This window comes from Alcaligenes pakistanensis, assembly GCF_014652815.1.
Taxonomy (GTDB): Bacteria; Pseudomonadota; Gammaproteobacteria; order Burkholderiales; family Burkholderiaceae_B; genus Alcaligenes; species Alcaligenes pakistanensis.
Genome location: NZ_BMZN01000003.1, coordinates 295,030 through 314,756, shown reverse-complemented (window position 1 = coordinate 314,756; position 19,727 = coordinate 295,030). Strand labels below are relative to the sequence as shown.

Below are 19,727 nucleotides of genomic sequence, written 5' to 3'. Positions count from 1 at the left end.
TTACCTCCGGCCGTGTCTGTGTCGGGTTAAACTGGCTGTTTTAATTGGACTGGTTTACTTGCCCCGGCAGTAAACTGACATGGACATGCTTGGTATCCCCTCATTCCTAGAACCTGGCGCCGTGGGCGTGCGTTTGCTCAATGCCTTGCTTGACCGCGAGGACTGGGCGCGTGAGCGTTTACGCAGCTATGCGGGCAAGACCGTCTCGCTGGTCGTGGGCCGCTTGCAGTTGGTCTACACCATTAGTTCTCAAGGAATGCTGGAGCAGGGTCATCCTGCTGTGGTGCCTGATGTCACCCTGACCTTGCCACAAGACAAGTTGCCCGAACTACCGCAAATCCTGCAAGACGGCGATTTCAGCCGTGTGGCGCAGCTAATGCATGTGCAGGGCGAAGCCGGTCTGGCCAATCTGGTGTCCGATCTGGCTGCTAATCTGCGCTGGGATGCCGAACACGATCTGGCCAAAATTGTGGGCGATGTGATGGCTGTACGTGTGTTCAGCGGTGCGCGTCGCGCTTTTTCCGGTTTGCGTGATCTGGGTCAGCGTCTGGCGGGCAATGCCAGCGAATACCTGACTGAAGAAAGTGCCTTGCTGGTGACCCGTCCTGAGCTGGATCGGCTGCGCGAGCAATCGAGCGGTTTGATACAAGGTTTGGACGAGCTGGATCGACGTTTGAACCGGCTTGATGCGCGTCGGCGGGAGTCCTGAGCATGTTTTCTTTGTGCCGTCTGCTGACCATCCTGCTGGTTGTTTTCCGTTATCGCCTGGACGAGCTGGTTTTATCCAGCATTCGCCATCCCTGGGCTTCCCGCCTGTTGCGTATTGCGCGTCTGGGCCGCAAGCCCAAGCTGCCTCGCGGCGTGCGTTTGCGTTTGGCCCTGGAAAGTCTGGGCCCCATTTTCGTAAAATTTGGGCAGGTGCTCTCGACCCGCCGGGATTTGATTCCGCTGGATATCGCCGAGCAACTGGCTATGCTGCAGGATCGGGTTCCCCCTTTTCCGTCGGAAGTGGCCGAGGCCACAATCCTGAAAGCCTTGGGCGCATCACCCTACGAGCTGTTCCAGAAGTTTGACCGTGAGCCCATCGCCTCGGCCTCCATCGCCCAGGTGCATTTTGCCGAGCTGCACAATGGCCGCGAAGTGGCCGTCAAGGTGTTGCGTCCAGGCATGCGCGAGGTCATTCATAAAGACTTGCGTCTGATGCGTGTTCTGGCTGTATTCATGGAGCGCTTGGGCCCGGATGCCCGCCGCCTGAAACCACGTGAAGTCGTGGCCGAGTTCGACAAGTATCTGAACGACGAGCTGGACCTGATTCGCGAAGCCTCCAATTGCAGCCAGTTGCGCCGTAACTTTACTAAAGATGCGGAACGTACCCAGCTGTTGATGGTTCCGGAAGTACATTGGGATTACTGCGCCTCGACTGTATTCACCATGGATCGCATGAAGGGCATTCCGGTCAATCAGATTGATCGTTTGCGTGCGGCCAATGTGGACCTGAAGGACCTGGCTCGCAAAGGGGTGGAAATTTTCTTCACCCAGGTGTTTACCGACGGCTTTTTCCACGCCGACATGCACCCTGGCAATATTTATGTCTCGGACGCTCCGGAGTCCCTGGGCCGCTACATTGCCCTGGACTTTGGCATTGTTGGCTCCCTGTCCGAGTTCGATAAAAACTATCTGGCACAAAACTTCCTGGCTTTCTTCCGGCGCGATTACCGCCGGGTGGCTCAATTGCATATTGAGTCCGGCTGGGTGCCACCTGAAACCCGCGAAGAAGAGCTGGAAGGCTCGGTACGCGCGGTATGTGAACCATATTTCGACCGGCCTTTGTCTGAGATCTCTTTAGGGCAAGTGCTTTTGCGCCTGTTTCAGACCTCGCGCCGGTTCAATGTAGAAATTCAGCCGCAGCTGGTGCTGCTGCAGAAAACCCTTCTGAATGTGGAAGGGATGGGGCGGGACCTGGATCCAGAATTGGATCTGTGGGATACCGCCAAACCTTATCTGGAAAAGTGGATGTACCAGCGTATTGGTCCATCGGGCTTTTATTCGCGTTTGAAACAGGAAGCGGGGCAGTGGGCCCAGATCATGCCGCAGCTTCCGCGTCTGGTTTATTCCAGTTTGAATAGGCCAGATACAGGGCAGGCGTTGAACCAGGAACTTAAGCTGTTGCGCCAGTCGCAGCAGCAAGCCAACCGTTTGTTGTCCGTCCTATGTGCTGTGCTGGCGGTCGCCGTCGGGGTGGCTATCTGGGCTTTGGTGGGGCGATAAGTGTGACGTACCCGCAACGCGTCAGTTTTTTTGTAGCTGACATATTTCTGATAACTGCAGGTTCTACGATAGACGCAGGTCCGCCAGCTATTCATTAAGCTGGCGCTTTCCGGCGCCTTCCGGACGGTGAATGGCCGCCCTCAAGGAACCGCTTGATTCTTTTTAGGAATCGTTATGCTTTACCATGACTTATTCAAATCCATGGAAGCGGTGCGCTGGAATTTCGCGCATGACATACCGTGGGATGACTTTGATGGCACCAAGCTCAGCGACGAGCAAGCCTACACCATCAAAATGAACGCGATTACCGAGTGGGCAGCCTTGCCTGCTACCGAAATGTTCCTGCGTGACAATAAAGATGACAGCGATTTTTGCGCTTTTATGTCCGTCTGGTTCTTTGAGGAACAAAAGCACTCGCTGGTCTTGATCGAATATCTGCGTCGTTTCCGTCCGGAACTGATGCCAACCGAAGAAGAGCTGCACAAAGTGCGTTTTGAATTCGATCCGGCCCCAGCTATGGAAACGCTGATGCTGCACTTTTGCGGCGAAGTGCGTTTGAACCACTGGTACCGTCGTGCTGCAGACTGGCACACCGAGCCGGTGATCAAGTCCATCTACAAAATCGTGGCCCAAGACGAAGCCCGTCATGCCGGTGCTTACCTGCGCTACATGAAACGTGCTCTGGTGCATAAAGGCCAGGAATTTGGTCTGCAAGCCCGTTTGGCGTTCTCCAAGATTGGTGTTTTGATGGCTTCGGCCCATCGTACGGCTCAAGCCCTGCACCCGACTAATCTGCACGTGAACAAAGCCATGTTCCCGGAAGACACTGTGCAGTCCAAGCTGCCCTCGCCCGGTTGGCTGGAAAACTGGCTGGATACGCAAATTCGCTTCGACAAGGAATGGGAGCATAAAGTTAGCTCGCGCATCTTGCACAATATGTCGCTCTTGATGGGCAGCTCGTTTGAGACCGTTCAGGAACTGAATCGTTATCGCAAAGATTTGACGCGTCAGGTCGGGTCTGATTCGCCCTTGATTCAGGTTTGATATGAGCGCACGTTTCGAGGCCAAGGTTCTGAGTCTTGATGCTTTGCTGGAAGCGGTGGAGCACGGGCGCCTGGCGCGCCCGCTGGTCTTTACCAACGGTGTGTTCGATCTTTTGCACCGTGGCCATGTCAGCTACCTGGACGAGGCAGCACAATTAGGCGCTTCGCTTGTAGTGGGTGTGAATACCGATGCCTCGGTGCGACGTCTGAATAAGGGGCCAGAGCGCCCTATTAACGCCGAACAGGACAGGGCCGCCTTATTGGCGGCAATGGCGTGTGTGGATGCTGTGGTCCTGTTTGATGAAGATACGCCCGAAGCCTTGATCGCTGCACTGCGCCCTGATTTGATTGTGAAGGGCGGTGACTACGATATGGAAGCCTTGCCTGAAACAGCTCTGGTACGTAGTTGGGGAGGCGATGCGATTGCCATTCCTTTTGAATTCCAGCGCTCGACAACGGCGTTGGTCAAGAAGCTACGCGACTAAATCAGCAGTAAAGATTGAAGTGTTGAATCCCGGCATAGTCCGGGATTTTTTTATCCGTGGGATTCAGGATTCAGGACTCAGGCTGAAGCAGATCGTTCACTGCCCGCAGGTCGTTCTCGTTCAGCGTGCCGCTGGCTGCTTTCAAACGCAGGCTGTTCATCAGAACCTCATAGCGGGCCTGGGCCAGACTGCGTTGCGCTTCATAAAGCTGCTGCTGGGCATTGAGTACGTCGATGTTGACGCGTACGCCGATCTCGTAAGCCAGCTTATTGGCCTCCACAGCGTCCTGGCTGGACTTGGTGGCCGCTTCCAGGGCCTGCACACGGACCAGGCCTGTGGTGACGCCAGAGAAGTACTGACGCGTTTGCTGGATGGATTGCTGAATGGCGAACTGGTGATCGTAGCGGGCCTGTTGCAGGCGTGAGCTTTGCTCACGAACCTGAGAGCTGGTTTCGCCACCGCGGAAGATGGGAATACTGAGTTCCAGACCCAAAGCGCTATTGAGCGAACGCGGGCCACCGCCCGCCTGTCCAAACAGGGTTTGATCACTACCGCTACCTGTCTGGGCTTTCAAGGCCAAAGTGGGCTCGTGCAGGGCTTGGGTGCCTTTCAGCTGTTCCTCTGCGGCTCGTGCCTTGATGTCGGCCAGTGCCACGCCTAAACCGGACTGGCTGGACTGATCCAGCCAGGTTTGCAGATTCGTCGGTTCGGGAGCGGGCAGGCGCAAAGGTTCACGCAGACGAGCCAGCGTTTCATAACGCTCCAATGTCAGCGCCGCCAGCTTGTCCTGGGCCACTTGCAGGGTATTTTCAGCCTGCAGAACACTGGCACGAGTCAGGTCCAGTCGCGACTTGGCTTCGTAGGTGTCGGTAATCGTGGTGCCGCCCAGCTGAAAGTTCTGGTCGGCTGCACGCAATTGTTCGTCAATCGCGGCTTGCTGGGCTTTCAGGGTGGACAGTGTGTCCTGAGCCGCGAGCACATCAAAATAGCTTTGGCTGACGCGTAGCATCAGATCCTGCCGGTCCAGCGTGAGCTGAATATCGGCACCCTGCGCCAATAGCTGAGCACGCTCGTAACGGGCCCAGGCATTGCGGTTGTAAACGGGTTGGCTTAACGTCAAAGTCCAGGCGGCACGGTCGCTGGACTGCTGATTGGACAGCTTGCTGGTTTGACGGCGCTCTTGCAGTTCGGTAGTACCGATAGCGCTTATTTGCGGCAGCAACTGCGCCCGGCTTTGGGGCACTTGTTCCTGATCTGCCTGATGGGCAGCCTGGGCAGCGCCGAATTGCGGTTCATGTGCCAAGGCCTGGTTCCAGGCCTGCAGCAAATCTTGCGACTGAGCCGTGCTGCTTAAAGCAAGCAGCGAGAGCAGCGCCAGACGCAAGGAAGTCATAAACCGCATAGATGTTTAAAAACGGAATTGAGAGACGGCTGTGCCGCGCAATGGTTTGATCCAGGTGTCGAACAGGGGCGTGGTCTCAAAGCTGGCAGCGCTGGTGCGCGTAATACGCACGGCGGTCATGACCGGGTTTTGACCGACCACTACCACCAGACGGCCCCCAATACAGAGCTGGTACTTCAGGGCATCAGGGATGGTGGGCACGGAACCGGTCACCAAAATGGCGTCGTATTCGGTGGTACCCCAGCCTGCGTGGGCATCGCCCACTTCAACTTTGACGTTGCGCACATTGTTGCGCTGCAGGTTTTCCTGGGCAAAAGCGGCCAGTTTGCTGTCAATTTCGATAGATGTGACTTGTTGGGCCAGATGACCCAGCAACGCGGCCTGATAGCCCGAGCCGGTACCAATTTCCAGGACGCCGTCGCTAGGTTGCAGCAGCAGCTCTTGAGCCAGACGAGCCTCAACTTTGGGCGAGAGCATGGTCTCGTGCGTGTTCACGGCATTGATGATCAGTGGCAGCTCGGTGTCCGAAAAGGCCGACGAGCGCAACGACGAGGGAACAAAGCGTTCACGCTGGACCGCGACCAAGGCTTGCAGCACGTTTTCGTCGGAGACGTTCCAGGGGCGGATTTGTTGTTCCACCATGTAGTAACGGGCACGTTCGAGTTCAGACAGCGCGATATGGTTCATAGCTTCCAGAAAACTAAAGGCTTGGCAAAGAGCCGATTATAAGCCAGCGCATCAACAAAGAGGCGCGCTTGGACTTAGCAGGACGGCACCATCGCGTGTAGCAAGGTGCTGGCGTTATTGACGGCGATGGGCAAAAAGGTATCAAAATCCATGTGTGCGTCGTGGTTGGCATTGTCTGAAATACTGCGTATGCAGACAAACGGCACGGTATTGAGATAGCACACCTGGGCAATGGCGCCACTTTCCATTTCGCAGGCTAAGGCGGTAAAGGTGGCGCTTAACCACTGTATTTTATCGTTACAAGCGATAAATTGGTCGCCGGTAACAATTCGGCCGGTATGGACCTGATGGCCTTCGATCTGCTGAGCCGCCGTTTGGGCAATGGCCAGCAAGGCCGGATCAGCCGGAAAGTCAAAGGTGTCCAGACGGAAAACCTGGCCGGGCGGTAAGCCCAGGGCCTTGAGTTCCACATCATGCTGGACCAGCGTGTCGGCAATGACAATATCGCCGGGACGGATGCTGGGTTCGACTGCTCCGGCAATACCAATATTGATGACGCTGCCTACGGAAAATTCCGAGATCAGCATCTGGGTGCAGGCGGCGGCATTGACCTTGCCCACGCCGCAGACCACCGCAACCACCGCTTTACCCAGATAGGTGCCGCAGTGAAAATCCATGCCAGCGCGCTGGGTAGTCTGGGGCTCTTGCAAGCGCTCCAGCACAATCTCCAGCTCTTCGCGCATGGCGACAATAATTCCAAGTGTAGGCATAAGACTGGGGCCTTTATCCGGCCCGATCAAACGGCTCGTATCAAGACGATGGCCACAGTTTATAGAAGTGATGCACGGGGCCGTGTCCGCTACCCACTGTCAGCTCGTCGGAACGGGCTATGGCTTCGTATAGGTATTTTTTGGCGGCCAGGGCGGCATCGGGCACATTGTCGTATTGAGGCAGCAAAGCAGCCAGTGCAGCCGACAAGGTGCAGCCGGTGCCATGTGTATTGGCAGTATCAATACGCTTGGCTGGCATTTCGATCATCTTGTCGCCATCGTGCAGCAAGTCGATGCAGTCCGAACCGGGCAGGTGGCCGCCTTTCAGGAATACCCAGCGCTGATCGTTGTGATTCATCAGGCGACGCAGACGCTCGGCTGCCTGGCGCATTTCCTTGACCGTTTCTACTGGGCGGGCATCTAGCAAGACACCGGCCTCGGGCAGATTGGGCGTGATCATGGTGCATTGGGGCACCAGTTGCTCACGCAAAGCATGAACGGCAGACTTTTCCAGCAGATGGTCACCACTTTTGGCGATCATGACTGGGTCCAGCACCAGGTGCTTGGGTTTGAAATGAGCCATGCGTTCAGCCACCACGGTCGTGACCGCCTCCTGGCCCAACATGCCGATCTTGACGCCATCAATGCGCACATCGGCAAACAGGGTATCAATTTGCTGGCGCACAAAGTCGGCAGGAACCGGGCTGATGCCGGTGACACCTTGGGTGTTTTGTGCCGTCAACGCGGCAATGACAGCGGTGGCATAAGCACCCAGGGCGCTCATGGCTTTGACGTCAGCCAGAATACCGGCGCCGCCGGAGGGGTCAACTCCGGCAATGGTCAGCGTGTTGGGAATCATGTCTCGTTCAGGTACGGGAGTGAATCAGCCCTTCAGTGGGCGAACTGGGGTCGGCATCGTAGTATTTGCGGGGTACGCGGCCAGCCAGATAGGCTTGACGACCAGCTTGTACCGCCAGGTTCATGGCACTGGCCATCAGCACGGGCTGACGGGCACCGGCGATTGCGGTGTTCATCAGCACGCCATCGCAACCTAGTTCCATGGCAATGGCTGCATCCGAAGCGGTACCAACACCGGCATCCACCAGTACAGGCACTTTACTTTGGTCAATGATCAGACGCAGGTTCCAAGGGTTGATGATGCCCATGCCAGAACCGATCAGGGAGGCCAAAGGCATGATGGCCACACAGCCCATCTCTTCGAGCATACGGGCCTGGATAGGATCGTCGGCGCAATACACCATGACATCAAAACCCTCATCCACCAGAGTTTTGGCCGCTTTCAGGGTTTCGGGCATATTGGGGAACAGGTTGCCGGAGTCGCCCAGCACTTCCAGTTTGACCAGCTTGTGGCCGTCCAGCAGCTCGCGTGCCAGGCGTAAGGTGCGCACCGCGTCGTCAGCGGTGTAGCAGCCCGCCGTATTGGGCAGCAGCGTGTATTTGGAAGGCGGCAGGTAATCGAGCAGATTGGGCTCATTGGCGTTTTGGCCGATATTGGTGCGGCGAATAGCCACAGTCACAATCTCAGCGCCACTAGCCTCAATGGCCTGACGGGTTTCGTCAAAATCTTTGTATTTTCCGGTGCCTACCAATAGCCGGGATTGGTAGCTGGTGCCGGCCAGAATAAAGGGGTCGTTGTTCACTGTTTGGGTCATGGTGGTGCTACGTAACACATCCGCGTCTGGGGCGGATAAAGAGTTGGTTTTTTGCTGGGCAAACACTGCAAGAATAATCCATTTGGCCGGTACTCGCAGGAAAACCCGTATGGCAGCTTGGCCGGGCAGGGCTTTGATCCAGGCAGAGCAGGGCGGGAGCCTGAGGTGCAGGGCCAAATCAAGGGTGTAAGAAGCGTATGTATACCTTGGCATATGCACCTTATGTTTAAGGTCATGCCCAGGGCCCTAATGCCTGCTGGCCCTGTCACCGCTCCGATGCGAGAATTCTGTTGTTCCCCAAGAACGAGACTTGTCTTGGGAAATCCGTAGATTTCATGCGCGCTTTCTGTTTCATCGGTCGGACTCAAACCCCAGGTACTTAGTATCTGCAGCCTGAGTCCGATTGGCTAAGGTTCAAGGCCTGATTGCCAGAAGCAGATTGGACGTTCATGGCTGATGCCGGGGCCCATTCAGGACCGCTGCGCAGACAGCCGATATTTTTAATTGTTAGAGGAGCACGTTCTTGGGCCCTGACCCTGAATCTGAAAGACGCACGCCAGCGTCCTGCCCAGCGTTTCATGTCCGCATGAAGCCCCACTGCGAATTGAGCACCGGCTCCAGGTTCCTCACGGTCTAAAACGTGTGGGGTACTTCTGTGGCCGCGTGCCTCAGGAGAATCTCATGCTGTTTTCTTACTCCCGTCCCCACGATGGCCTGCAACGCGCTTTGCGTTTGGCTGTCGCTACTTACCGTCCGGTGGCCGTGTGTGACTTGTTAGCTTCGCACGGCACCTTGGCCTTTGCCAAAGCCTTGCCCAATCTCTCGGCTCGTGTCCGTGCCGATGTCCTGGCCATGCTTCCCGAGTCCGATCGCAACCAAGTTCATACGGCAATGAACACGGGTGTCCGTGTGGGCCATTTGGGTCGCCGCCAGAACTACGCTCCCACTCCCAGTCTGTTCACCTTGTTCCCGCATCGCTACGGCACGCAGGACTGGTTGCGTGAATATCGCCAGCCCCAGCGCTCCTGAGCGCCGGACGCTGACGCCTTTTCTGTTCAACCCCACCACAACTAGCCAGCCCATGCGGGGGTCGTATCGTCATGGGCGACTGGTTTGGTTCTTATCAACCCAAAAGAGTGCTATGCCGCAAACCATTCCCTCTTCCTTGAGCAGCAAACCCTATCAAGACAACTCGCTTGCCGCCCAGGTCTGGACCCGTTCGGCGCGTCGCCCACCCGCCGCACCTTTAAAGGGCCGCAAGCGCTGGTCCCGCTACGAGCGTTTGTCTTTTTCCATGCTGCTCTCTTCGTGGGGCATTTTGATTGTGGTGGTGAGCTGGCTGTTTTTCAGCAACTCGCACCTGGAAACCCGGACCAGTTCCACCTCCGGCTCGCATTCCAGCTTTTACATGGGGACTTCGGCGCAGTCGGCCGATGAAGCCACTCCCCAAGAGACTCGTTCTGATGGAGATCAACAATGACGGACCACGGTAAAACGCCGCCGCTTTTTGGCAATGACGGCCAGCCGAACAACTGGATGCGTGTCAGCATTCACGCCGCCGAGCAAATCAGTGGCTTACGCAAAAAGCTGGGAGTGGAAATTCCGCAGACCTTGCAAAACAGCCCGACTCAGGAAGGGTCATTCAGCTTTGTGCCTGTGACCTTTTTGAGTGTAGAAAAAGGCCAGAAAAAAGCCAGCCGTGTGGTGTTCATCCTAAGCCGCCAAACCTTGGTGTCGATTGAACCTGATCCTAGCCCCCGGCCGCTGGCACAGGCGCTACAGCGCTTGCAGCGCGATGGCCGCGAGAACGATGCTTTTGAAAGCTTCGCCGTCATTTTGCAGTCCATCAACGATGCGGCTGATGAGCTGCTGGATTCCTTAAGCCACGACTTGGGCAAGGTGCTGACCCAGACCAATGCCGTGCTTAACAGTTTGGAAACCAAGGACCGGGATTTCGGGGTGAGCGATGTGGTGTCCACCCAGATGGACCTGAGCGAAGTGGAAGAGCTGCTGTCTGACTGTTTGGAAAGCCAGCTGCAATTGGCCATGGCTGCCCGTCATGCTCTGGCGCGTTTGCCCGCTGATCAGGAAAAGCTCAAGCCCGTGTTTCATACCTTGATCGAGGATATCGAGGCGGTGGAAAAGCAGGTGAATTTCATACACGACCGCGTCCGCCTTTTGCAGACTACCAACAATATGGCGCTGAACGTGAAGCAGAACCAGATTGTGAAAGTGTTCTCGGTGGTGACTGCCGTATTCCTGCCCGCCATGCTGATTTCCACCTACTACAGCATGAACTTTGCCTATATGCCGATTCTGCAATGGGAGCACGCGGAAATGGTGGGGATTATTTCCACCGCCTTGTTCTCCATGCTGCCACTGATCTATGTGAAACACCGGGGCTGGCTGCGCTAGAACGCACCTGGGCGAGCATCGTGCTCGCTGCCTCTGACAATTAAATGAATGGGAAGAATTTCGTATGTTGAACACATTGAAAAGCAGCACCGAGGTGGCAACGGCAGGTTCGGACAAGCTGCGTGGCCTGGTCTGGAATGAAGACTTGAGCTTGCAGTCGGACTCCAATGCAGCGGTGCAGCAGCGTCGTCAGGCCATTGATCGGGCCCGTGCCAGTCGCCCACGTACCGCACATATCGAACGTGAAATCATGATTGCGGTGGTGGTGCTGTACATCCTGATTCTGGGCAGTTTTGCGGGTCTGCATTTGTATGGTCATTACATGGTTTCCCCGGAAGCCGAACAGGTACAAAGCGAGGACTAAGCCATGACTGATAAAAAACAGGGGGGCGCGGTGGTGTCCAGCCTGAGCGACAAGCGCGGGCAGAAAACCGCCTGGCTGCAACTGTCGGCCAGCCGTCACGACGAACTGGCCGCATCGCAAAGCAAGCTGGGCCTGGATCTGACGATTCAACGGGGCCGGGCGGCGGCAGAAGAAGCCGGCTTTATCCTGATTCCCGTGGAAATGGTGATACGCCAAGGCCAGCAGTACCGCGAAACCAGCCTCTTGTTTGCACTGGGCAAAGATCGTTTGATCAGTGTTGAGCAGGACGTGCAGGTGGATACGCTGGCGCGCGTTAGTCAGCAATTGAATGCCTTGGTGGATGCGGGGCAAGCAATACCTAGCCCAGCCTCAATTTTGTTCATGATTTTGCAAGCGCTGAACGATCAGGCTCGTGCCACGATTTCTGATGTTGCCTCGCGTCTGGATGAGCGTAGCGATACGGTGGCGGCGGCCAGTGGTGGCTTTGATACCTCGGGGCGTCAGGCGGGGGTGGCCGATATTGCCAGTACCGCTATCGGTCTGGGTGAAGCCGAAGAGCTGGTAGCCAAAACCGTGGAAGGGCAGTTGATGCTGGCACGGGCTGGCCGTTGGCTGCGTCGTACTCCCGGTGGCGAAAGTGCCGAGAATCTGTCCATGTTGCTTTCGGACATTCACAGCTTGCGTCGTTATGCCCGTTTCCAGCACGACAAAATTCGCAACCTGCAGCAGTCCTTGATGACCACGCTGGATTTGAAGCAAAACCAGGTCATCAAAGTTTTTACGGTGGTGACGGCCGTGTTCTTGCCGCCCACCTTGATTGCTGCTTTCTACGGACAGAACTTTGCGAATATGCCCGAGCTGGAAATTGTGGGTGGCGAGTGGCTGGTGATGGGAATGACCGCTATTTTTGCCCTGGCTCCTTTGGCGTATGTGAAGCGTAAAGGGTGGATGCGATGACGGCCCGTTTCAAGGATATGGCTTCCTGGCGGCGTTTGCAGGCTAACGACCGTCAGGCACTGGAGGACTTGGGCAAGCTGTATCGGGTGGATCTGGTACCGCAAACCCAGGCCAGTTTGGGTATGAGTACGCGGATTCGCTGTGTGCGCCTGAAGGATGACCAGGTGCAGGTGTCCGATCTGATCTGGTGCCTGGGGGACGATACCCAAGCGTTGTACACCGTGGAAACCGGCCATCGCCTGCTGCGTCCGGGCCAAGCGCTGGAACGCTTGAGCGCCCAGGAAATGTCCTTGAGTAGTTCGCACGCTTTGGCCTTGACACTGCTCTATCAATTGTTGGCACAAACGTCCCAGGTGCTGGACCGTATTGATCAAGGTTTGAGCGTCTCTACCTTGTCCCTACGCGGCTTTCTGTCCAATGTAGGCACGGATTACTCGCGGGGTGCCGAAGACATGATTGATCTGGACAGCCATATGGCGACCTTGCACAAGCCCCTGTCCTACGTCATGCATTCGATTGATGATCTGGAGCAGGCGGCACAACGCTTGCGTCGCTTGGTCTACCAGTCACAAAGCATGGCCTTAAGCCGGGTGGACGAACTGATTGCCGCCATTGAAGGCATGCAGCGCCGTGCGCACTTTGCCATCGAGCGCCAGCGTTTCCACTGGCGTGCAGCCGGTGAATCCGTAGCCATGAGCGACCTGAACGTGACCAAAGTCTTTACGGTGTTGTGGGCCTTGCTGGTGCCCGGCACCGCCCTGATCAACTGGTACGGCCAGAACTTCCATGTCATGCCCGAGTTATCTTGGGAAGGCACGATGTGGGTGCAGTTGGTCACTGTTCTGGCTTTGACGGCGGTGCCGATATGGACAATCAAAAAATCGGGCGCATTGCGTTGAGAGAGAACGCTGTGTGTTGGCCAGGTAGTGCAACACGCAGGCTGTTTGTTGAAGAATTCATTGAGCGATAGAGGTACCCATGAACGCAAGCCAGTTTTTCCATCCCGATCATGCCAGCGTGGCACATCAAAGCCCGGTGCGTCTGGTGCGTCGAGCTCACTGTGCACTGAGCTACTACGCCACCCGCAATGTGCCACAGGTACTGCAAGCCTTAAATACCCAGCGCCATGGGCTGGCTTTTGATGAAGTGCTGCGCCGTTTGATTCAGAACGGCCCTAATCAACCCCGAGCTCTGCGCTCCAGCCCCAGCGATCTGGTCCAGTTGACCCAGACCTTGAGAAGACAAACGTGTCAGGTGCGCCGCGATTTGACTATGTACGATCTGGCGCGCGACCACCAATCCCGTGTACCAGCCCGTATGCTGGTGCCGGGCGATATGGTGCTCTTGTCGGCGGGCGATTATGTGCCCGCTGATTTGCGCCTGATTAACCAGGATCATCTGATTTTGAATCGCGCTATTTTGCAATCCGCTCCTGATACCTGCGCCATGGGCGATCGGGTTGTAGCAGGGACCGCACAAGGTGTTGTTGTGGCAACCGGCAATAAAACCTTGCTGGGAATCTTGTTGCGTGAGCCAGCCCCTGTCGCTTCCGGCTGGCGTCGTGTGTTGGAGTTCAGTCCCTTTCAATTGAGTAAAACGGCTGCTTGGGCGGCCGGTGTGGCGGTGCTTGGTATGGTTGGCTTATTGATGCCCAGCCACAGTCATGCCGAAACGTCGGTACAGCTGTACGGCACCTTGGATGCGGGTTTGGGCTGGACGCGCATTAGCGGTGAGGGCTCACAGCGCGAGGTATTAAGCGGTGGGCAGACCGACTCTTTATGGGGTATTCGCGGTCAGGAAGATTTAGGTGATGGCCTTCGTGCCACCTTCAACCTGGAAAGCGGTATTGATCTGGCTACCGGCAAGGCCGAGGAGTCCGACCGCCTGTTCAACTACCAAGCCTGGTTAGGGCTGGGCAGTGACCATTGGGGCGAGCTGCGCTTTGGACGGCAGTACACCGTCGGTCAGGAGTTTGTTTCTGCCGTAGAAGTAGGCTCCTGGAAGGACTTTGGGATGGGAGCCTTGATGCGCGCTTCGGACAACTACCAGATTTCCAATCAGTTCAGCTGGCGCAGTCCGGAATGGGAGGGCGTGCAGCTAGGAGCCAGTTATAGCGCCGACGTGGGCGAACAAGGTTTGGGCGGTGCACGCAGCAAACTCTATAGCGTAGCCCTGCGGTATGAGGAAGGCCCCTGGTTGCTGGGTGCCAGCTATGAAAGCTTGAGCCGGGTAGAGTCCAATCGTCCCTCCGCCTGGCAGTTAGGGGCCAGTTATGACTTTGATGTGGTCCGTGTTGCCGCAGGCTGGAGCCGTCAGAGTAATGGTTTTGTGGGTTTGAATGGCGATGATGGTCCAGCGCATCTGGAAGACAAAGGCCTGGAAGGTTTGGGCCCTGTCGAGTTCATTCAAGGTGGCCGTCTGGATACCTGGTATGTAGGAACTGCCATTCCCGTCGGTAAGGGCGAGTTTCAGCTGCAGTGGTCCTTGGGCCGTCCGAATTGGACCTGGGAGGACACTGACGAGCGGGCGCGTCGTATTCAGGTGATGTCCGTGGGTTATGTACATGCCTTGTCGCCCCGTACCAGCGTCTATGCTTTTGCTGCCCAAGGGCGTCGCTTTGATATGGAAACGGCGGCTAGTGCCAGCGAGCCGCGTAGCAGTCGTGTTGCCTTTGGTCTGACGCACCATTTTTAAATAAAGCGCTGCTTTTCTGCACTTGGGCTGGCTGCGCATCATGCCTTCGTGCAGGGCGCAAACAAGGGGATAGGTTCCTTGGGATGAACGACCCATTGACCTATCCTTAAGTATAAATTTGATGTCGATAAGGTGATGGAAGGTGTGCCAATGCCTGGCAGACAAGCCCTTACCCAGATGCGAAAATATCGTTGGTGCAAAAACCGTTGCACCCTCTTTTTTAACTACTCACGTTTAAAAGTAAATGGACCCTGATCCTTCTTTATGGCTTCGTTCCTGTAAAGGGCAAGCCTCCTTAATGACCAGTCAATTGGACGCTGGACCACAAAGCGGGCTCCTCTAAAGAGGTAAGCACTCTTTCTGGGCCCCCGTGTCCGAAGGAGAATGCTATGTTCCGCCTCAACCTGTTCCGTTCCGCACCACACAACAACGCTTTGCAAGAATCTCTGCGTCAGGCCGCTTCCCGCCAGCGTCAGGGCTACCTGCTGGAGCTGCTGCATACCCACGGTGCCCGCGAGTACGCTTACGCACTGAATGACCTGTCCGGTCGCACCATTGAAAATGCGCTGTCCACGCTGCCTACTATCGAGCGTAGCCAAGTGCTCAAGCATCTGTCCCGTCGTGCCAAAGCCCGCCTGAACGATGCGGAAGGCTTTCGTAGCCAACCCACCCATGCGGTTCTGACCCTGCCTTCTTTCATGATGTAAGGGCCTTCTTGCAGCGGCGTGCATGCTGCTGTCACTATCACTGCATGAATGTCATCACAGGCACAGCTTTTCTGCTGTGCCTGCTTATCTTGATTCCAATCTGAATCTATCCCCGCTTATAAGGATTGCTAGCCCTTGCTGGGCTAAGTGTCGTTTTGTGAAGCTATCTGTCGTGGCGAGACGACGCTTGCCGCAGGTACATTCAGCCTCCCCACATTTTCATGTCATAATTTTGGAATGAGAATGATTATTGATTAGTGTCTTTTGGGTATATGGACTCTTCGGCAGCACCCTTCGCGATGGGAGGTTTCTATCAGGATCACCGTGGCTGGTTGCTACGGTGGCTGCGTGCGCGCTTGCATTGCAGCTCTACGGCTGAAGATCTGGTTCAAGACACCTTCGTTCGTCTGCTGCTGGCTCCTGCAGCGCTGACGACGATGCGCCATCCCCGCGCGTTTCTGGCAACAACCGCTAGACGGCTGTTGATTGATCGCAGTCGGCGGCTGGCCGTAGAACAAACGTATTTAGAGGCTCTGGCCGCGACTGTGGGCGAAGGGGCTCAGGCGCCCTCGGCGGAGCAGTGTGCACAAACCCTGGAAGCGCTGGCCTTATTGGCCCAAGCCTTGGATGAGTTGCCCGCTCGAGCTCGCATGGCGTTTTTAAGTTGCTATCTGGATGGTGAAACCCAGGCTGTCGTGGCCCAGCGCTTGGGCGTTAGCGAACGTACAGTTCGCAACGATCTGGTGCAGGCCCTGCTTCATATCCAGGCTTTGGTTCCGGCTTAATTACTCCCATGCCTACCGACAAAATAGAGCAGCAGGCCGCTCAATGGGTCGTGCTCTTGTCAGACCCAGGACAGTTCACCGAACAGGCCCAGGCTGAGTTCATAGCTTGGCGTGCTCAAGATCCGCGTCACGAGGCAGCGGCCGCACGCATGGAAGGGGTGCTGGGGACGGTGAAAAACCTGGCAGCTCAGGCTAATGCAGCACCCGGGCGCTGTGCTTTGGAGGCCGGGCTGTCCGCAAGACGCACACTCTTAAGTAACTGGCGGCAGGGCATACGGCTCTTGCTCTGGGCAATGGTGTTTATCTTGCCGATTCTGGCTTTTGTACTGCCTTGGTCGAATCAGTCTGTGCACACTGCTGCCGGCCAGTGGCGCACGGTGGTGCTGGAAGATGGCTCCCATCTAGAACTGGCTGGCGCATCCCACGTGAAGATTCTGTATAGCGAACACTACCGGGACATTGAGTTGCTGGCAGGGCAGGTGCGTGTGGTGGTTGCCAAACAGCCTGACCGTCCTTTGCGTGTCCTTAGCCGACAGGCCGTATCCCAGGCCCTGGGAACCGAGTTCATTGTGCAAGAGCAGCCTCAGGGCACCGTCTTGACGGTACTGTCTTCACGCGTGCTGACGTACTCACGCGCTCAGGGGCCTCAGCAGGGGCGTGAGTTGGCAGCGGGTGATCAAGTTCAGATTGATGCACAAGGCTTGGGGGTGAATCGCCAGACCGATGTGAACAGTACCAAACGTAATTGGGATGAACGGCAGCTGGTTCTGGAACATGTTCCTTTGGCGCAGGCGCTGGAGCAAATCACCCGTCAATATCCCGGCAAGACACAGATCAATATCCAAGGTATGGAAGGTCGGGTAGTTAGCGCCGTTTTGCCTGCGGATCAGCCCCTGTCGGCTTTGGCCTTGTTAGCGGATCTGTATCCTGGCCTGCAGGTGCAGGATAGCCGTAGCGAAGGGCTGAGGATTAAATTCAGGTTTTGATTGCCGCTTTTTCGGGCTCGTGCGTCTTCATGGGGTAGACCTTGCCAAGAAGGAGAGATTTCATGGTCCCGAAGAATGCGCCGCCTTTGGCGCTTGTGAAGACGTCGTTTATGCCCACCACATACCGCCGCCTGCTCGGCCTGGCTGTTATGGGTGCACTGATGCTGAATGCGGCCCCGGTGTCGGCCCAGACCACGCAAGCTTATTCTCTGGAAGCCGGTGATCTGGCCAGCCGTTTGAGCCAGTTTGCTCAGCAGGCCGGTGTAGCGCTGGTGATGGATCCTTCCCGACTACAAGGTCTGAGCGCACCGCGTTTGCAGGGCCAGTATTCGGTGCAGGACGGTTTTTCCGCTTTGTTGGCCGGGCAGCCGTTCCAGGTGCAAAGCCGGGATCAGGGCTATGTGCTCGTCTCCTTGTCGAAGGATGAGCCCTTGGCCGATGAGGTGGGTGTGCAATCTCTGTCTCGCATTGAAGTGCGCCGTAATGCCCTGGGCGATATTACAGAAGGCTCAGGCACGTATGCGGCAGGCACAATTGCGACCGCCACCCGTTTGCGCCTGACTCCACGCCAGACTCCGCAAGCCATCAGCGTGACTACACGTAAGAAGATGGACGACTTCAACCTGACCAGTATTGACGATGTGGTGCGTCACACGCCTGGGGTCAGCATCATTACCTACGACAGCGAACGCACGGCCTACGAGGCGCGTGGCTTCGACATCAAGAACTTCCAGTACGACGGCATTCCCACTTTGCGGGATTCGCCCTATTCAGCCGGTAACACGCTGAGCGATATGGCGATTTACGACCGAGTTGAAGTGCTGAAAGGTGCCTCCGGCCTGCTGACTGGCAGTGGGAACCCTGGCGCGACCATCAATATGATCCGTAAAAAACCCACGGAAGAGTTTCAAGGACACGCTGTTGCCGGCGCAGGCACCTGGGACAACTACCGGGGTGAAGTGGATTTCTCGGGCCCCTTGAATGAAACGGGCTCCATACGTGGCCGCATGGTGGGGGCCTATCAGGACAAGAAAAGCCAGCTGGATCATTACCAGCGTCAGACCTTGGTGCTCTACGGTATTGTGGAAGCCGACCTGACGCCGGATACCCGCCTGACCTTGGGGGCGGACCTGCAGGATAACGACCCCAAAGGCTCGACCTGGGGCGGCATCCCAATTTATGACGCGCAGGGTAATTTCAATGATATGGACCGTTCTTTTAATAACGGTGCACGTTGGAGTCGATGGAATCAGTACACCCGCTCTGCTTTCGCTACTCTGGAACACGAGTTCGATAACGGCTGGATGGCCAAGGTGCAGCTGAATCATCTGATCAATGGCTATGACTCTGAACTGGCCGCTGTAGCGGGTGGTAACCCAGACCCATTGACCGGCAAAGGGACCTCCTTATGGTCAGGTCGCTACGTGGGTAAAACAGTATCCAATACCGCGGATTTCTACGCGACTGGCCCTTTTGAGCTGTTTGGGCGTGAGCATGAGCTGGTTGTTGGGGGCGGGGTGTCCCGCCGTCGCTGGACCAATTCGTCGTATGGCGAAACCAGCAATACGGACGTCCCCAATTACTACGAATGGGATGGTCGCTGGCCGCGCATGAACTGGGAGCACCTGGGTGATGACCGCGAGGTGACACGGGAAAATGGTGTGTACGTCAGCACCCGCCTGAACCTGCGCGACGACCTCAAGCTGCTGTTGGGCACACGTTACGCCAACTACAACAAGCTGGAGATGCGTGAAAATGGCGTGTGGGTGCCATATGTAGGCGCGGTCTATGACCTGAACGATAACTTCTCGGTTTACGCCAGCTACACTAATATCTTCCAGCCCCAAGACCTACAGGATGAGAGCGGCCGTACGCTGGACCCCTTGCGAGGCGATAACTACGAGGTGGGTGTTAAAGGTGAGTTCCTGGGAGGCCGTCTGACATCCAGTCTGGCTTACTTCCAACTGCGTCAGGATAACTTCGGCAAAGAAACAGGGGGACGTACTCCGTCTGGCGGCTTTGCTTACGAGGCGACTCAAGGTGTACGTACCCACGGGATGGAGCTAGAGGTGGCGGGTCAACTGACCCCGCAATGGCAAATGCACGCAGGCTACGCCTACAAACTGTCGCGCCGCGATGGTGAGAAGGTGTCCACCTTATCACCCGAGCACCAGTTCAATATCTACACCACCTATGACTTTCAGGGTGATCTGAATGGTCTGACGCTGGGCGGTGGCGCACGCTGGCAAAGCAAGACCTGGGGCGATGTCAGCCGACCCGGCTCTTCGGGCAAAGTGCAGCACACGGTCTCGGGATATTGGCTGGTGGATGCCATGGCGCGTTATCGTTTCAACAAGAATTTGTCGGCGACCTTTACCGTCAATAACCTGTTTGATAAGCGCTACTACTCCATGTTCTCCTGGTACAGCACCTACACCTGGGGCGAACCGCGCAACATGATGCTGGCGGTAAGGTATCAGTTCTAAATCCC

At 56.4% G+C, this 19,727-nt stretch carries 20 protein-coding genes; 15 read left to right on the top strand and 5 right to left on the bottom strand.

The window, feature by feature from the left end; genetic code table 11:
* The first annotated feature begins 79 nt into the window (after nucleotides 1–79).
* From IE156_RS10740 to rfaE2, 4 genes are all read left to right on the top strand, one after another.
* The gene (locus tag IE156_RS10740) at nucleotides 80–709 is read left to right on the top strand and encodes a ubiquinone biosynthesis accessory factor UbiJ (protein ID WP_189392531.1); all 630 of its coding nucleotides are present in this window, start codon (nucleotides 80–82) and stop codon (nucleotides 707–709) included.
* 2 nt (nucleotides 710–711) lie between these two features.
* On the top strand, nucleotides 712–2,268 hold the full coding sequence (gene ubiB, locus IE156_RS10735; RefSeq protein ID WP_189392530.1) for a ubiquinone biosynthesis regulatory protein kinase UbiB: 1,557 nt from the start codon (nucleotides 712–714) through the stop codon (nucleotides 2,266–2,268).
* Nucleotides 2,269–2,442: 174 nt separating this feature from the next.
* Nucleotides 2,443–3,312: a ferritin-like domain-containing protein gene (locus tag IE156_RS10730; protein ID WP_189392529.1), complete on the top strand. Its 870-nt coding sequence runs from the start codon at nucleotides 2,443–2,445 to the stop codon at nucleotides 3,310–3,312.
* Between the two features lies 1 nt (nucleotide 3,313).
* Nucleotides 3,314–3,796 (top strand): D-glycero-beta-D-manno-heptose 1-phosphate adenylyltransferase, encoded by a 483-nt coding sequence (rfaE2, locus tag IE156_RS10725; protein WP_189392528.1) that lies wholly within the window; start codon nucleotides 3,314–3,316, stop codon nucleotides 3,794–3,796.
* Nucleotides 3,797–3,866: 70 nt separating this feature from the next.
* Here the strand turns inward: rfaE2 and IE156_RS10720 are convergent, their stop codons facing one another.
* The 5 genes from IE156_RS10720 to IE156_RS10700 all read right to left on the bottom strand — a co-directional run bounded on the left by IE156_RS10720 (nucleotide 3,867) and on the right by IE156_RS10700 (nucleotide 8,328).
* A complete protein-coding gene (locus IE156_RS10720) occupies nucleotides 3,867–5,189 on the bottom strand; it encodes a TolC family outer membrane protein (protein ID WP_189392527.1) in 1,323 nt (440 codons plus the stop codon).
* Between the two features lie 15 nt (nucleotides 5,190–5,204).
* Nucleotides 5,205–5,885 carry a protein-L-isoaspartate O-methyltransferase family protein gene (locus IE156_RS10715; protein ID WP_189392526.1) on the bottom strand — a complete coding sequence of 227 codons (681 nt, stop codon included), beginning with the start codon at nucleotides 5,883–5,885 and terminating at the stop codon, nucleotides 5,205–5,207.
* A gap of 74 nt (nucleotides 5,886–5,959) precedes the next feature.
* Nucleotides 5,960–6,655 (bottom strand): 5'-methylthioadenosine/adenosylhomocysteine nucleosidase, encoded by a 696-nt coding sequence (locus tag IE156_RS10710; protein WP_189392525.1) that lies wholly within the window; start codon nucleotides 6,653–6,655, stop codon nucleotides 5,960–5,962.
* Between the two features lie 40 nt (nucleotides 6,656–6,695).
* Nucleotides 6,696–7,514: a bifunctional hydroxymethylpyrimidine kinase/phosphomethylpyrimidine kinase gene (gene thiD, locus IE156_RS10705; RefSeq protein ID WP_189392524.1), complete on the bottom strand. Its 819-nt coding sequence runs from the start codon at nucleotides 7,512–7,514 to the stop codon at nucleotides 6,696–6,698.
* A gap of 7 nt (nucleotides 7,515–7,521) precedes the next feature.
* A complete protein-coding gene (locus IE156_RS10700; protein ID WP_189392919.1) occupies nucleotides 7,522–8,328 on the bottom strand; it encodes a thiazole synthase in 807 nt (268 codons plus the stop codon).
* Between the two features lie 681 nt (nucleotides 8,329–9,009).
* Here IE156_RS10700 and IE156_RS10695 point away from each other — a divergent pair.
* From IE156_RS10695 to IE156_RS10645, 11 genes are all read left to right on the top strand, one after another.
* A complete protein-coding gene (locus IE156_RS10695) occupies nucleotides 9,010–9,357 on the top strand; it encodes a hypothetical protein (protein ID WP_189392523.1) in 348 nt (115 codons plus the stop codon).
* Nucleotides 9,329–9,808 carry a hypothetical protein gene (locus IE156_RS10690; RefSeq protein ID WP_229841228.1) on the top strand — a complete coding sequence of 160 codons (480 nt, stop codon included), beginning with the start codon at nucleotides 9,329–9,331 and terminating at the stop codon, nucleotides 9,806–9,808. The genes IE156_RS10695 and IE156_RS10690 overlap by 29 nt, the downstream gene beginning before the upstream one ends.
* Nucleotides 9,805–10,743 carry a CorA family divalent cation transporter gene (locus IE156_RS10685; RefSeq protein ID WP_189392522.1) on the top strand — a complete coding sequence of 313 codons (939 nt, stop codon included), beginning with the start codon at nucleotides 9,805–9,807 and terminating at the stop codon, nucleotides 10,741–10,743. Before IE156_RS10690 ends, IE156_RS10685 begins: the two co-directional genes overlap by 4 nt.
* Before the next feature lie 64 nt (nucleotides 10,744–10,807).
* Nucleotides 10,808–11,107 (top strand): hypothetical protein, encoded by a 300-nt coding sequence (locus IE156_RS10680; protein WP_189392521.1) that lies wholly within the window; start codon nucleotides 10,808–10,810, stop codon nucleotides 11,105–11,107.
* A gap of 3 nt (nucleotides 11,108–11,110) precedes the next feature.
* Nucleotides 11,111–12,064 (top strand): magnesium transporter CorA family protein, encoded by a 954-nt coding sequence (locus IE156_RS10675; protein WP_189392520.1) that lies wholly within the window; start codon nucleotides 11,111–11,113, stop codon nucleotides 12,062–12,064.
* Nucleotides 12,061–12,963, top strand: coding sequence for a CorA family divalent cation transporter (locus IE156_RS10670; protein ID WP_189392519.1), 903 nt, complete (start codon nucleotides 12,061–12,063; stop codon nucleotides 12,961–12,963). The genes IE156_RS10675 and IE156_RS10670 overlap by 4 nt, the downstream gene beginning before the upstream one ends.
* Before the next feature lie 79 nt (nucleotides 12,964–13,042).
* Entirely contained in the window at nucleotides 13,043–14,758 is a 1,716-nt protein-coding gene (locus tag IE156_RS10665) for a porin (RefSeq protein WP_189392518.1), read from the top strand.
* Nucleotides 14,759–15,147: 389 nt separating this feature from the next.
* Nucleotides 15,148–15,465: a hypothetical protein gene (locus IE156_RS10660; protein ID WP_189392517.1), complete on the top strand. Its 318-nt coding sequence runs from the start codon at nucleotides 15,148–15,150 to the stop codon at nucleotides 15,463–15,465.
* Between the two features lie 257 nt (nucleotides 15,466–15,722).
* Nucleotides 15,723–16,250 carry a sigma-70 family RNA polymerase sigma factor gene (locus IE156_RS10655; protein WP_229841227.1) on the top strand — a complete coding sequence of 176 codons (528 nt, stop codon included), beginning with the start codon at nucleotides 15,723–15,725 and terminating at the stop codon, nucleotides 16,248–16,250.
* Nucleotides 16,251–16,258: 8 nt separating this feature from the next.
* A complete protein-coding gene (locus tag IE156_RS10650; RefSeq protein WP_189392516.1) occupies nucleotides 16,259–17,236 on the top strand; it encodes a FecR family protein in 978 nt (325 codons plus the stop codon).
* 62 nt (nucleotides 17,237–17,298) lie between these two features.
* Nucleotides 17,299–19,722: a TonB-dependent siderophore receptor gene (locus IE156_RS10645; protein WP_229841226.1), complete on the top strand. Its 2,424-nt coding sequence runs from the start codon at nucleotides 17,299–17,301 to the stop codon at nucleotides 19,720–19,722.
* Nucleotides 19,723–19,727 lie beyond the last annotated feature (5 nt).